General features: G+C 40.6%; 10 protein-coding genes and 1 pseudogene. 9 read left to right on the forward strand and 2 right to left on the reverse strand.

Translation table 11 applies throughout. From position 1 onward, the window contains the following. The first annotated feature begins 11 nt into the window (after positions 1 to 11). The 5 genes and pseudogenes from HWY38_RS09895 (at position 12) to HWY38_RS09915 (ending at position 4,499) form a co-directional block, all read left to right on the forward strand. Positions 12 to 1,277, forward strand: a complete 1,266-nt coding sequence (locus HWY38_RS09895) for an aminotransferase class I/II-fold pyridoxal phosphate-dependent enzyme (RefSeq protein WP_007410367.1) — start codon at positions 12 to 14, stop codon at positions 1,275 to 1,277. Between the two features lie 109 nt (positions 1,278 to 1,386). Beyond that, positions 1,387 to 1,791: a transcriptional repressor GlnR gene (gene glnR / locus HWY38_RS09900; RefSeq protein WP_007611631.1), complete on the forward strand. Its 405-nt coding sequence runs from the start codon at positions 1,387 to 1,389 to the stop codon at positions 1,789 to 1,791. A 57-nt stretch (positions 1,792 to 1,848) separates the two neighbouring features. Continuing rightward, positions 1,849 to 3,183 carry a type I glutamate--ammonia ligase gene (gene glnA, locus HWY38_RS09905; RefSeq protein WP_007410365.1) on the forward strand — a complete coding sequence of 445 codons (1,335 nt, stop codon included), beginning with the start codon at positions 1,849 to 1,851 and terminating at the stop codon, positions 3,181 to 3,183. 316 nt (positions 3,184 to 3,499) lie between these two features. After that, positions 3,500 to 3,761, forward strand: a pseudogene (locus HWY38_RS09910) (ArpU family phage packaging/lysis transcriptional regulator); the annotation flags it as partial. 108 nt (positions 3,762 to 3,869) lie between these two features. Beyond that, positions 3,870 to 4,499, forward strand: a complete 630-nt coding sequence (locus HWY38_RS09915; protein ID WP_224181736.1) for a hypothetical protein — start codon at positions 3,870 to 3,872, stop codon at positions 4,497 to 4,499. A 759-nt stretch (positions 4,500 to 5,258) separates the two neighbouring features. On the opposite strand, the gene HWY38_RS09920 is transcribed toward HWY38_RS09915, so the two are convergent. Beyond that, on the reverse strand, positions 5,259 to 6,353 hold the full coding sequence (locus tag HWY38_RS09920; RefSeq protein ID WP_224181737.1) for a major royal jelly family protein: 1,095 nt from the start codon (positions 6,351 to 6,353) through the stop codon (positions 5,259 to 5,261). 562 nt (positions 6,354 to 6,915) lie between these two features. On the opposite strand from HWY38_RS09920, the gene HWY38_RS09925 reads away from it, so the two are divergent. Together HWY38_RS09925 and xynB are read left to right on the forward strand one after the other, a co-directional pair. Continuing rightward, a complete protein-coding gene (locus HWY38_RS09925) occupies positions 6,916 to 8,307 on the forward strand; it encodes an MFS transporter (protein ID WP_224181738.1) in 1,392 nt (463 codons plus the stop codon). Positions 8,308 to 8,349: 42 nt separating this feature from the next. Continuing rightward, positions 8,350 to 9,951: a xylan 1,4-beta-xylosidase gene (gene xynB, locus HWY38_RS09930; protein WP_224181739.1), complete on the forward strand. Its 1,602-nt coding sequence runs from the start codon at positions 8,350 to 8,352 to the stop codon at positions 9,949 to 9,951. Positions 9,952 to 10,094: 143 nt separating this feature from the next. Here the strand turns inward: xynB and HWY38_RS09935 are convergent, their stop codons facing one another. After that, positions 10,095 to 11,249, reverse strand: coding sequence for an ROK family protein (locus HWY38_RS09935; protein ID WP_224181740.1), 1,155 nt, complete (start codon positions 11,247 to 11,249; stop codon positions 10,095 to 10,097). 263 nt (positions 11,250 to 11,512) lie between these two features. On the opposite strand from HWY38_RS09935, the gene xylA reads away from it, so the two are divergent. Both xylA and xylB read left to right on the forward strand, forming a co-directional pair. Continuing rightward, positions 11,513 to 12,850, forward strand: coding sequence for a xylose isomerase (xylA, locus tag HWY38_RS09940; protein ID WP_039063143.1), 1,338 nt, complete (start codon positions 11,513 to 11,515; stop codon positions 12,848 to 12,850). 135 nt (positions 12,851 to 12,985) lie between these two features. Continuing rightward, positions 12,986 to 14,485 (forward strand): xylulokinase, encoded by a 1,500-nt coding sequence (xylB, locus tag HWY38_RS09945; RefSeq protein ID WP_224181741.1) that lies wholly within the window; start codon positions 12,986 to 12,988, stop codon positions 14,483 to 14,485. Positions 14,486 to 14,575: the final 90 nt, after the last annotated feature.

Raw genomic sequence — 14,575 nt, forward strand, 5'->3', positions numbered from 1 at the left:
GTATACACAACATGTTTGACACACTGACCCATGGCGCTCTTTTACAAAAAACCGCCGAAGAAACAGAAGCGGAAATCTCCGCCGTTCATAAAAGAATAGAAGAAATCAGTGAACGGAATGAATGGAGAGTCCTGCAAAGCTACAGAAAACATAAAGTAAGCGATACGCATTTTACGCCTTCAACCGGATACGGTTATGATGATATCGGACGAGATACACTGGAGAAGATCTATGCGGATGTGTTCGGAGGAGAGGCGGGACTCGTGCGGCCGCAAATCATTTCCGGAACGCACGCGATTTCAATCGCGCTCTTCGGTGTGCTGAGACCCGGGGACGAATTGCTTTATATAACAGGCAAGCCTTACGATACACTCGAGGAAATCGTCGGAGTAAGAGGCGGGGAGTATTCAGGCTCGCTAAAGGAATTTCAAATCGGATATAATGCAGTCGATTTAACATCAGAAGGCAGAGTTGACTTTGAAGCGGTCCGGGCTGCAATCCGGCCGAATACAAAAGTGATCGGCATCCAGCGTTCAAAAGGATATGCGAATCGTCCGTCTTTCAGAATAAATGAAATTGAAGAGATGATTCGTTTCGTAAAGGAAATCAAAGAAGATGTCATTGTTTTTGTGGACAATTGCTACGGAGAATTTGCAGAAGAGCGGGAACCCTGCCACGTCGGAGCGGATCTTATGGCCGGCTCCCTGATTAAAAACCCGGGCGGCGGCCTTGCTAAAACGGGCGGCTATCTTGTAGGGAAAGCCAAGTGGATTGAGGCCTGCTCTTACCGGATGACCTCCCCGGGAATCGGAAGTGAAGCCGGGGCTTCGCTTTATTCGCTGCAGGAAATGTATCAAGGTTTCTTTCTCGCTCCGCATGTAGTGGCGCAAAGCTTGAAGGGAGCGGTATTTACCGCCCGTTTTCTTGAAAAGCTCGGCTTTACGTCAAACCCTGCTTGGAATGCGCCGAGAACGGATCTGATTCAATCAGTTGAGTTTCAGGACCCTGATAAGATGATCGCTTTTTGCCAGGCGATACAATATGCTTCCCCGATTAATGCGCATGTGACGCCTTATCCGAGCTATATGCCGGGATATGAAGACGATGTCATTATGGCAGCGGGCACTTTCGTACAGGGGGCAAGCATTGAATTATCAGCAGATGGACCTATCAGACCGCCTTATGTCGCTTATGTCCAAGGAGGATTAACCTACGCGCACGTGAAAAATGCGATTTGCAGCGCCGTAAATGCTTTAATGGAAAAAGAGCTGATCTAGGCCGTTTGCAATTTTCAAAGAATTCGATGTTAAGATTCCTTACATTGTGTTGACACAAAATATAACATCACCTATAATGAGACTAAGATAAGAAAAGGAGGAAATTGAGATGAGTGATAACATTCGCCGCTCAATGCCTTTATTTCCAATTGGGATTGTCATGCAGTTAACAGAACTTTCTGCCCGGCAAATTCGATATTATGAGGAAAATGGATTGATATTTCCAGCGAGAAGCGAAGGAAATAGACGATTATTTTCATTCCATGATGTAGATAAACTGTTAGAAATCAAAAATCTGATTGAACAAGGCGTTAATATGGCGGGGATCAAACAAATTCTGGATAAGGCATCTGCCGAACCGGAAGAAAAATCCGAAAAAACCGCCAAACCGATGAAGCACGATCTGTCTGATGACGAACTCAGAAAGCTTCTGAAAAACGAACTGATGCAGGCAGGCCGTTTCCAGCGGGGAAATACTTTCCGCCAAGGTGACATGTCCCGATTCTTTCATTAATCCGTTAGCAACTGTTTTGCTATATACATTTACCTTTTAGAGGAGGAGTTTTACGAAATGGCAAAGTACACAAGAGAAGACATCGTAAAATTAGTAAATGAGGAAAACGTAAAGTATATCCGCCTTCAATTCACAGACATTCTCGGAACGATTAAAAACGTGGAAATTCCTGTGAGCCAGCTTGAAAAAGCACTTGATAATAAATGCATGTTCGACGGTTCTTCCATCGAAGGTTTCGTCCGTATCGAAGAGTCTGATATGTACTTATATCCTGATCTGAACACATTTGTAATCTTCCCATGGACGGCTGAAAAAGGTAAAGTAGCTCGCTTCATCTGTGACATTTACAATCCGGACGGCACGCCGTTCGAAGGTGACCCGCGTAACAACCTCAAACGGATTCTGAAAGAAATGAAAGAACTCGGTTTCAGCGATTTCAATCTTGGACCTGAGCCTGAATTCTTCCTGTTTAAATTAGATGAAAAAGGCGAACCGACGCTTGAATTGAACGATAAAGGCGGATACTTCGACCTGGCTCCGACTGACTTGGGAGAAAACTGCCGCCGCGATATCGTGCTTGAGCTTGAAGAAATGGGCTTTGAAATCGAAGCATCTCACCATGAAGTTGCTCCGGGCCAGCACGAAATCGATTTTAAATATGCCGGTGCCATCCGTTCTTGTGACGACATCCAAACTTTCAAATTGGTTGTCAAAACGATCGCCCGCAAACACGGTCTGCATGCGACATTCATGCCAAAACCGCTGTTCGGCGTAAACGGTTCCGGTATGCACTGCAACCTATCACTCTTTAAAGATAGCGTTAACGCATTCTTTGATAAAGACGCTGATCTTCAGCTGAGTGAAACAGCAAAACATTTCATTGCCGGTATCGTAAAACACGCGACAAGCTTTACGGCTGTCACAAACCCGACAGTGAACTCTTACAAACGCCTTGTTCCGGGCTATGAAGCACCTTGCTACGTGGCATGGAGCGCGCAAAACAGAAGCCCGCTGATCCGTATCCCGGCTTCCCGCGGCATCAGCACGCGTGTTGAAGTCCGCAGCGTAGACCCGGCGGCAAACCCGTACCTGGCGTTAAGCGTATTGCTTGCAGCAGGCCTTGACGGAATCAAAAATAAACTTGAAGCACCGGCTCCGATTGACCGCAACATCTACGTCATGAGCAAAGAAGAGCGCATGGAAAACGGCATCGTAGACCTTCCGGCGACACTGGCAGAAGCTCTCGACGAATTCAAATCAAACGAAGTCATGGTTGCAGCGCTCGGCGAGCACCTGTTTGAACATTTCATCGAAGCAAAAGAAATCGAATGGGATATGTTCCGCACACAGGTTCATCCGTGGGAGCGCGAACAATACATGTCTCAGTATTAATCTCTCAATCCCTTGGCACTATTGGTGTCAGGGGATTTTTTGGTTTCTTAACAAGTTTAATAACTTAATATAAATCAAGTATCACCCACAAAACACCCAAAAAAAACAATAAAAAATCACTCCAAAATTGTAGAGATATAATCCTCATTCATATGCTACACGTAAAAAAAGATATGTCATCGCTATTGATAAACTCCATATTGTATTCACGTTTTTTATTTGTTTTGATGATCCATTCGTTTTTCTTTTTCAGCTACAGCCAATTGAACCTCTTTTTTGTGGAAAAACCACGCTTAGACTTTTCTTTAAATTTTTGAAGGAATCGGTTGACGCTGGTATCAGCCTGTTTCCTTCAATCAGAGATTCTATCATATTAAATGAACTGAAGGTTAAGCAGATGGAAAGGGCGTTAGAAAACAGCCTGGACGATGAAGAACGCATGATCATTGAGAAAAAATACTTAGCAGCCAGCCAAACGAAAGACATTCATATTTATATGGAACTCGGCATGAAGAAGGACACCTATTATGAAACAGCGTGCCATTTTACGCATTGCTACAGCACTCGGAATAATCTGAGTGCTTTTTTGTAGTAAGCAGTTGTGTAGGTGAGATTTCCTATTTTAACGTTATATGGTGTATTTTTCATTATGACTATGTTAGTCTCCTTAAAGGAGGGATAATAATTTGAAAACAAAAATAGTAAGCTTGCTTCTAGTATTGAGTTTAGTCTGCGGATTTGCACTTCCTTCTTATGCTAAGACATCGATGAATGAAAAGGTAAAAACCAATGTTTCTGGAATGAATGTTATAAGTCAGTCTGAAGGTGAAGCATCTTATACAATCGAATATGGCGGAAAACAGTATTTTATTGATCAAAAAACTCTAGATAAAGGAACCTCTAAAGAGTCGATTAAAGTTGATCAATATTTGTTAACTGATGGCCATCGAACACTAGTCGATTCTGCTACAGTTAATATTTCTGATGAATCAAGTGAGATGTCAACTCTAGCAAAATGTAGAGGGAAACAAGGTGTTTCGGTAGCAATTCCTATAGTCAAGGTGAGCATGAATTCGTGTGTAATTAAAAAATTCTTAGATATTGTTGAGGATGCTGACGGTATAGCAGGGGCTATCGCCGGGATAGCAGCATTGATAAAAAAAATACCTGGGATTTCAGTATATGCTGGAGCAATTGCAGGGGCAATGTTTGCTGGTAAGTATGCCATAAAAAAAGTATCCGATAATGGAAAGTACGGAATTTCTTATAATTGGATAATTGGTACCCCTGTTGTTGTACCTTGGAGAAATGGTTAATTATTAAGGTGGTAATGTCAAATGAATCGTATATTAGTCTCAATAGCTATTATTATATTCCTGATTGAATATATTGTAGCTCCACTCACAGATATAGATACCGGAAAATACGGCACGTTTATAGGCTTAATATTATTGAGTATTACGGTTCTAAGGCTATCTGATAATGACAAATCATAAACTTTTGAAGGGAGCAGACTTCGGTCTGCTCTTTTTTGTTTATTTTATTTGGGTTAAAACGAAAAATAAGCGACAAATTCCCGACAAAACAGGGGACTATATATTCTTCATAACAATCAACTGACGAATTTTCAAGTTTCTCTGAGATATGGGAGTACATGTCGGAGGTGATGGTTATTTTTTTATGTCCAAGTATTCCCTGGGTAAATTTCATTGTTGTCCCAGATTCAAAAAGAAGAAAAGCGTGACAAACTGTAAAATACAGACGGGTTACAGTGTTTTTCCCTTAATAAAAAGACCGGGGTATCACCCTGGCTCTGTAATAAAAGCTGCCCATCAAAGGGCTTGCTCATCTGATATTCATGATAGACCTATTCCTTCAGGTTCTGAGGTTCAAGGGAGGTCTGTTTTTTTCTTATATACGTCAACAGTGCGTTATAAACGGCTCGAATAAACCCTTTATATTTAAATGAGGGTATTATATGATTTCCTTCATTTTCATTTGAAATTTGATTTCTTTTAGGATGAAGGCTAAATGAAGCCAATTATGTTCTAAAATTGAACCGGCCATTTTTATTTTCAAAAAGCAGGAGCAGGAAATTCATCAATTTTGATACGAAGTAAACTATAAGGTTTCTGTCGTAAGTCCTTTCCATAATGAAATCTAGCCTGCCGATGTAATTGGTTCACGATGACATATAAGTATTCATCCGGACCAATCGAAAAAGTATCCGGCCATAAAATTCTCGGATCATGTGCGATGGTTTGCATTGTGCCATTCGGCAGTATTTTTCGAATACTATTGTTCTCGTAATCTCCGGCATAAATGGCTCCTTTTGCATCTGTAATCATTCCATCAGACGCACCTTTTTCTCCCCAATACGCCACATGATAAAGTAAATCCATGTCCGGTATATTTCTATCTCTCAGGGCTTCTGTTGAGATTGAGAACAGATGACGGCTGGTCAGTGGACAAAAAAATAATACCTTTCCGTCAGGAGAGATCGCAATACCGTCGGATGCCAGCCTAAACGGGGAAGTTGAACCATCCCTGTTACGATTCATCAAAATTTTGCCTTCTATTTTCGGTATAAAATAGGAATCCGGTGAAGTTGGATTTGCTCCATTTAACCGTCTAAATGCGTTTCCGGTTTCTAAATCAACGACGATAATAGCGCCTGGTCCTTTGGAAGAAGAATCCGTTATATAGGCATAACCTGCAGTTCCAACACGAAAATCAAATCGGACATCATTCAGGTAAGTTGTTGGAAGAACAACATCTTCTGTAAAGGTATAAACTCTTCTGATTGTATTGGTTTTTAAATCAACAGCGACTAATTTTGCCCCGCCTTTAATTGGTTCAGAAAAATTGGGTGCCGCTGTATCTAGTACCCAAAGGGTTCCTCTCCCATCATTAACTACACTTTGGACACTGATGAAAGTCATTTTGATATTCTCAGGGTTAACCAAATTGGTTTGTAAATCAGGATAAGGGTGCAATTTATCCCCAATTATCTCCGCCACCGTAAATTTAACATCGTCTCCCCATTTCGGAAAACAAATGAAAATACGACCAGTTTCTGAAACAGTAACACCGGTAGGCATAGCTCCATAAAATGTATAAACCAGTTCTAAATCCCCAAAATATTTTTCAAAAGGCAGCATAGGTTTCATCATATCCTCCTCAACCAATTAAACGGGATATCACTTATATATGATTCGCATTTTTTCTAGTGCATGTTTCTTAATAAGTTTTTCTAAACAAAAGATGATGAAAGTGCTTATCATTTAATAAGTCAGTCAGGTGACACAGGGGGTTTTTACTTAACGTCTGTCGAAGCAGCCGGCAATTACAACATGGTATGTCCTTTGTTCGGTTTTAAATTCTCTGAAAAAAGAGTTGAAAAAGCAGAAAAGATTTTATAATATGAAATCAAGTTAGTTTGTTCGGCCAACAAACTAATAAAACCACTTTAATTGTCCATCATGTAAAGGTCTTAAATGGGAGGGGGATAAGAGGCTCGATTTAATTGGAGGTATATAAAAAGCGAAAGCCAAGCTTTTATCCTGTTCACTGCTATCTGATCACCATTTGGATGATGAAAATGCTCTGTGAAAGTAAACCGCTGTCATTTTTGAAAGCGCTTTTATGCGCCGCTCACTGGCCGATAATTTTAAAGAAATGTTATACCATTCATCATGTTCCTTATGTAAAGGATCGAAAAGGGGAGAAATCATGCTCAGTGAAAATGTAAAGAAGATCAGCATGGTTGAAAAAGTTGGATATGCGTCTGGAGATTTTGCTTGTAATTTAATTTATGCAACAGTGTCTACGTATCTTTTGTTCTTCTATACAGATGTTTTTGGTTTATCGGCAGCAACAGCCGGTACGATGTTTTTAGTGGTTAGAATCATCGACGCTCTCGCTGATCCTTTTATCGGAACAATAGTTGACAGAACAAATAGCAGGTTTGGCCGCTTCAGACCGTATCTTTTATTCGGAGCTTTTCCCTTTGTCATATTGGCAATACTCTGTTTTACAACCCCGGATTTTTCGGATATGGGGAAATTAATATATGCCTATATCACCTATGTCGGCTTATCGCTTACATACACCATGATAAACGTGCCATATGGCGCGTTAACATCTGCTATGACCAGAAATAATCAAGAAGTTGTTAGTATAACGTCTGTCCGTATGTTATTTGCGAATCTTGGAGGACTTGTCGTTGCATTTTTTGTTCCCTTACTGGCTGCTTATTTAAGCGATACTTCCGGCAGCGAATCTCTTGGCTGGCAGCTAACCATGGGTATTATGGGAGTTATAGGCGGGTGTCTTTTAATCTTTTGTTTTAAAAGCACAAAAGAGCGTGTCACGCTTCAAAAATCCGAAGAAAAAATTAAATTTTCGGATATATTTGAGCAGTTTCGTGTTAATCGGCCTCTAGTTGTATTAAGTATTTTCTTTATTATTATTTTTGGAGTGAATTCAATCAGTAATTCGGTTGGCATCTATTACGTAACGTATAATTTAGAAAGAGCGGATTTAGTGAAGTGGTACGGTTTGTTGGGAAGTTTGCCTGCTTTGGTCATTTTACCGTTTATTCCAAAGCTTCATCAATTATTAGGGAAGAAGAAATTACTAAACTATGCATTATTACTGAATATGATCGGCCTCTTAGCTTTACTGTTTGTTCCGCCAAGTAATGTATTCCTGATACTTTCCTTTCGATTGCTGGCCGCTGCAGGAAGTCTCACTGCCGGGGGATATATGTGGGCGCTTATTCCTGAAACAATAGAATATGGAGAGTATAAGACCGGGAAAAGAATGGGCGGTCTCATATACGCTATTATCGGGTTTTTCTTTAAATTCGGCATGGCCTTGGGAGGGGTTGTACCGGGTCTGGTTCTTGATCAGTTTGGATATGTGGCAAATCAGGCACAAACCCCGGCGGCATTAACGGGAATTTTAATTACAGCAACCATTATTCCCGTGTTCCTACTGGTTCTGGCCATGATTGATATTAATTTCTATAACTTAGATGAGAAAAAATATAAAAGCATGGTTCGAGAATTAGAGAATAGAGACAAAGTTTATTTGGATCATATTGACGATTTCAAAGCTTAAAACATGATGGGTCAACAGAAAATAGCTGAGGAGGAGTTCAAAATGAAGATTATCAATCCAGTACTTAAAGGATTCAACCCCGATCCGAGTATTTGCAGGGTTGGAGAGGATTATTATATCGCTGTATCTACATTTGAGTGGTTTCCGGGAGTCCAGATACACCACTCAAAAGATTTAGTCAATTGGCACTTAGTTGCACATCCATTACAGAGAGTATCGCAATTAGACATGAAAGGAAATCCTAATTCAGGCGGGGTCTGGGCGCCATGTTTAAGTTACAGTGACGGAAAGTTTTGGCTGATCTATACGGATGTTAAGGTCGTAGATGGCGCCTGGAAAGATTGTCACAATTATTTAGTGACTTGTGACACGATTAATGGTGATTGGGGGGAGCCGATCACATTAAACAGCTCGGGATTTGATGCTTCTTTGTTCCATGATACGGATGGGAAAAAATATTTATTAAATATGTTATGGGATCAGCGTATTGATCGGCACTCCTTTGGAGGCATTGTCATGCAGGAATATTCTGATAAGGAGCAAAAATTAATTGGCAAACCGAAAGTGATATTTAAAGGAACTGAAAGAAAGTTGACAGAAGCGCCGCACCTTTACCGTATCGGGAACTATTATTATTTATTAACCGCAGAAGGAGGAACGCGGTTCGAACACGCTGCTACAATTGCCCGTTCTGCAAATATTGAAGGCCCATATGAAGTTCATCCTGATAATCCAATCTTAACGTCATGGCATGCGCCGGAAAATCCGCTGCAAAAATGCGGACATGCATCGATCGTACAAACACATACAGGCGAGTGGTATTTAGCTCATTTAACGGGACGTCCCATTCATCCGGACGATGATTCAATTTTTCAGCAGAGAGGATATTGTCCTCTGGGCAGAGAAACAGCTATTCAAAAGCTCTATTGGAAAGATGGCTGGCCTTATGTAGAAGGCGGAAAAGAAGGGAGCTTGGAAGTGGATGCGCCTTCTATACCAGAAACAATGTTTGAAGACACGTATCCGGAAGTTGATGAATTTGAGGATGCAACATTAAATATTAATTTTCAAACGTTAAGAATTCCGTTTACGGAGAAATTAGGATCATTAACTCAAGTGCCAAATCATTTACGATTATACGGCCATGAATCCTTAACTTCGACATTTACTCAGGCATTTGTAGCCAGACGCTGGCAAAGTCTCCATTTTGAAGCGGAGACGGCTGTTGCGTTTTATCCGGAAAATTTTCAGCAAGCCGCTGGTTTGGTGAACTATTACAATACAGAGAACTGGACGGCTCTTCAAGTCACGTATGATGAAGAACTTGGCCGTATTCTTGAATTAACGATATGTGATAACTTTTCTTTTTCACAGCCATTAAAAAATAAAATTGTGATTCCTCGTGAAGTCAAGTATGTCTATTTAAAAGTGAATATTGAAAACGAAAAATATTATTATTTGTATTCATTTAACAAAGAAGATTGGCACAAAATCGACATTGCATTGGAATCGAAAAAATTATCAGATGATTACATCCGCGGCGGGGGATTCTTTACAGGAGCTTTTGTAGGGATGCAATGCCAAGATACGAGCGGTCATCATATTCCGGCCGACTTCAGATATTTTCGTTATAAAGAAAAATAATTAGCACATGAAAAAGGAGATTTCTATTTTAGAACTCCTTTTTCATATTAGAAGGTGCCTATGTCAGTATTTATTCAGAAATACGCCTAGAATAAAAAAACCCATCTTTAAAGATGAGCGTAAAACATAGAAGTATGTACATTTCAGTTATGAACCATGTCGAGAAAATGATCAATAACAATGGAGGACATTCCTAGAGCAGGGGCATTTTTTCCTAAGATAGATGGTAATAATTCATAGCTATTGTCTAGTTGGGAATAAACCCTGGATGACACTTCACTTTTAATTGAATGTAAAACCATAGGATGCGATTCAATGATGCTGTTTCTTAAAATGATGGCTTGCGGATTAAATGTATTTAAAATATTGGTCAGGCCTATTCCTAAATAGAAACCAAAATTCTGTAATGCCTGTAAAGTTCCAACATCATTCAGATGGGCGAGGTCTATGATATCTTGGCTGGACACTTTTTTCTCTTTCGTCTGAAGAGATGTTAATAAAGCCTTCTCTGAAGCATACAATTCCCAGCAGCCTCGGTTTCCGCAGCTGCATTTAGGGCCCTTAAAGTCTATTGTCATATGTCCCATTTCTCCGGAGAATCCGCCAACCCCTCTATATAAATGATTGTTGATCATAACGCCGATCCCTATTCCTGTACCGATACTTGCATAAATAATGTTATCGTGATTTTTTGCAGCACCAAATACTTTTTCTCCATATGCGCCGGCATTTGCCTCATTTTCAATAAAAACGGGCACATTGAACTTTTCTTGAATGAAAGATTTTAAGTCAATATCTCTCCAGTTGGAGTTCGGAGCGAAAACAATTTTTTGATTTTTGTCAATCAGCCCGGGCGCGCATATCCCTATACCAATAAGACCGTATGGAGATTGCGGCATATTTGCAATAAAGTGATGAATCATCTCAATTAAAATATCTTTAGTGATTTCTGGAGAATTGCATTCCAAATGATGGTGTTGATCAAGGACGATCGTCCCTTCAAGATCTGTTAAAATGCCATTAACATAATCCACGCCAACATCTATTCCTACGGAGTATCCTGCTTTTTTATTAAAAACAAGCATGACGGGTCTTCTGCCGCCGCTTGATTGTCCCTGACCTATTTCAAATACGAGGTTTTCTTTCATTAATGTGTTTACCTGTGACGAAACAGTTGATTTATTTAATCCGGTCATTTCGGATAATTTTGCTCTTGAAATAGGAGAATTCTTAAGTATTTCGTTTAGTAATAACTTTTGGTTAACTTTTTTGACAAAGGCTTGATCAGCGATATCCACTTCATCCACTCCATTTGTATAATCTTTAAATTAAGTTGAACGTTCTGTGTTATCGTGCGAAACGCAGTACATAGCGAATCCAACCTTTATTATATCTAATGTGTTCGTAAAAAACTAAAAAAAATATTGAAAATACTGATGAGGTTATATAAGATGAAAATAAGTTAGTTTGTTTGGGCAACAAACTAATGTGCAACATGACATAAAAGCATCTGTATTTGAATGATCATGTTTAGAATTTATTTTTAAGGGGGAAATCACATATGGCTCACTCTCATTCCGGTTCAGTCAACTATTTTGAAAGCGCAAACAAAGTGATTTACGAAGGGAAAGAATCCACGAATCCTTTAGCATTTAAATACTATAATTCTCAAGAAGTAATTGGCGGAAAAACGATGAAAGAGCATTTGCGATTTTCTATTGCCTATTGGCACACATTTACCGCTGACGGAACAGACATTTTTGGCGCAGCTACGATGCAGAGACCGTGGGATCACTATAAAGGCATGGATCTGGCGAGAGCGAGGGTAGATGCAGCGTTTGAGCTGTTTGAAAAACTGGATGCGCCATTTTTTGCTTTTCATGACCGGGATATCGCACCGGAAGGAAGTACGTTAAAAGAGACAAATCAAAATCTGGATATAATCGTGGACATGATAAAAGACTACATGAGAACCAGCGGCGTTAAGCTATTATGGAATACTGCAAACATGTTTACGAATCCCCGTTTCGTCCATGGTGCGGCGACTTCTTGTAACGCAGATGTATTTGCGTATGCCGCAGCCCAAGTAAAAAAAGGATTAGAAACAGCAAAAGAGCTTGGCGCCGAGAACTATGTATTTTGGGGCGGACGTGAAGGGTACGAAACTTTGTTAAATACCGATTTAAAATTTGAGCTTGATAATATGGCCAGATTTATGCATATGGCAGTGGATTATGCGAAGGAAATCGGGTATACAGGGCAGTTTTTGATTGAACCAAAACCAAAAGAGCCGACCACCCATCAATATGATACGGATGCAGCAACAACCATTGCCTTTTTAAAGCAATATGGCTTAGACAATCATTTTAAATTAAATCTCGAAGCCAATCATGCCACATTAGCCGGGCATACATTCGAACATGAATTACGCATGGCGAGAGTGCATGGCCTTCTTGGCTCTGTTGACGCGAATCAGGGTGATCCGCTTTTAGGCTGGGATACAGATGAATTTCCGACAGATTTATATTCTGCGACATTAGCAATGTACGAAATTCTGCAAAATGGCGGTCTTGGAAGCGGAGGATTAAACTTTGACGCAAAGGTCAGGAGATCTTCTTTTGAGCCTGATGATTTACTATATGCCCATGTTGCAGGGATGGATACATTTGCAAGAGGGTTGAAAGCCGCCCACAAATTAATCGAAGATCGTGTGTTTGAAGATGTGATTCAACACCGTTACCGCAGCTTTACTGAAGGGATTGGTCTTGAAATTGCAGAAGGAAGAGCTGATTTTAAGACACTTGAGCAATATGCGCTGAACAATCAGCCAATTAAAAACGAATCAGGGAGACAGGAGCGGTTAAAAGCGATATTAAACCAATACATTTTAGAGGTATAACAAATGAAAAAAGAAGCTCCGGATCCCGCTGTAAAAAGATGCAGGCAGCCAAGTTCCCGGAATTGCCCGTCATGAAGTTACTGTTATGGCGGGTCATTTCAATGAGGATCTATTTAGAGAGGAAGGAGTGAAAAAATGAAGTATGTCATTGGAATAGACCTTGGAACGAGTGCCGTTAAAACCATTTTAGTCAATCAAAACGGCAAGGTTTGTGCAGAAACGTCCAAAAGTTACCCGCTCATCCAAGAAAAGGCGGGATATAGTGAGCAAAATCCTGAAGACTGGGTGCAGCAAACAATTGAAGCATTGGCTGAATTGATTTCGATATCCAACGTTCAAGCCGGGGATATTGACGGGATTAGCTATTCAGGACAAATGCATGGGTTAGTACTGCTTGACCAAGATCGGCGGGTGCTGCGTCATGCGATTCTTTGGAATGATACCAGAACGACGCCTCAATGTAACAGGATTACCGAGACATTTGGCGATCATCTGCTTGATATCACAAAAAACCGTGTCCTTGAAGGGTTTACATTACCTAAAATGTTATGGGTGAAGGAACATGAGCCTGAACTTTTTAACAAAACCGCTGTTTTTTTGCTTCCGAAAGACTATGTGAGATTCCGCATGACTGGCGCCATTCACACCGAATACTCCGATGCGGCGGGAACGTTACTGTTACATATGACCCGCAAAGAGTGGAGCGATGAGATTTGCAATCAATTTGGTATTTCAGCGGAAATTTGTCCTCCGCTTGTTGAATCCCATGACTGTGTAGGATCGCTGCTTCCGAGCGTTGCGGCGGAGACAGGGCTGTTGGAAAAAACAAAAGTGTACGCCGGGGGAGCAGACAATGCTTGCGGTGCTGTCGGAGCCGGTATTCTTTCTTCCGGAAAAACATTATGCAGTATCGGGACGTCAGGAGTCATACTTTCCTGTGAAGAAGACAAAGAAAGGGACTTTAAAGGGAAAGTGCACTTTTTTAATCATGGAAAGAAGGATTCTTTTTATACGATGGGAGTCACGCTCGCTGCAGGGTACAGCTTGGACTGGTTTAAAAGAACGTTTGCGCCAAACGAATCGTTTGAACAATTATTGCGGGGAGTGGAATCTGTTCCGATAGGAGCAAATGGACTGCTGTACACTCCTTATTTGGTCGGTGAAAGAACGCCACATGCTGATTCATCTATTCGGGGAAGCTTGATCGGAATGGACGGAGCCCATAAAAGAGAGCACTTTTTGAGGGCGATAATGGAAGGCATCACATTCTCTTTATATGAATCAATTGAGCTATTCCGTGAAGCGGGAAAATCAGTTGATACGGTTGTCTCTATTGGCGGGGGAGCTAAAAATGAAACGTGGCTACAAATGCAGGCTGATATTTTCAATACGAGGGTGGTTAAGTTAGAGAATGAACAAGGTCCCGCCATGGGGGCTGCGATGTTAGCTGCCTTCGGAAGCGGGTGGTTTGACTCTCTTGAAGAATGCGCAGAGCAGTTCATTCATGAAGCAGCTGCATTTTATCCAAAAGAACAAAATGTTCAAAAATATAAAACACTATTCAAGTTGTATAAGAACATTTACGTTCACACAAAAAATCTCAATACAGCTTTAAAGAGCTTTAGACAAAAATGAAGAAAGAACCTCGCCAAATTGGCCAGGTTCTTTTTATATTGCACAAAAACAGACACGGTGATATAATCAGAACACGCGCGCTTTCTTTGT

This window comes from Bacillus sp. KS1 (assembly GCF_020075515.1).
Classification (GTDB): Bacteria; Bacillota; Bacilli; order Bacillales; family Bacillaceae; genus Bacillus; species Bacillus velezensis.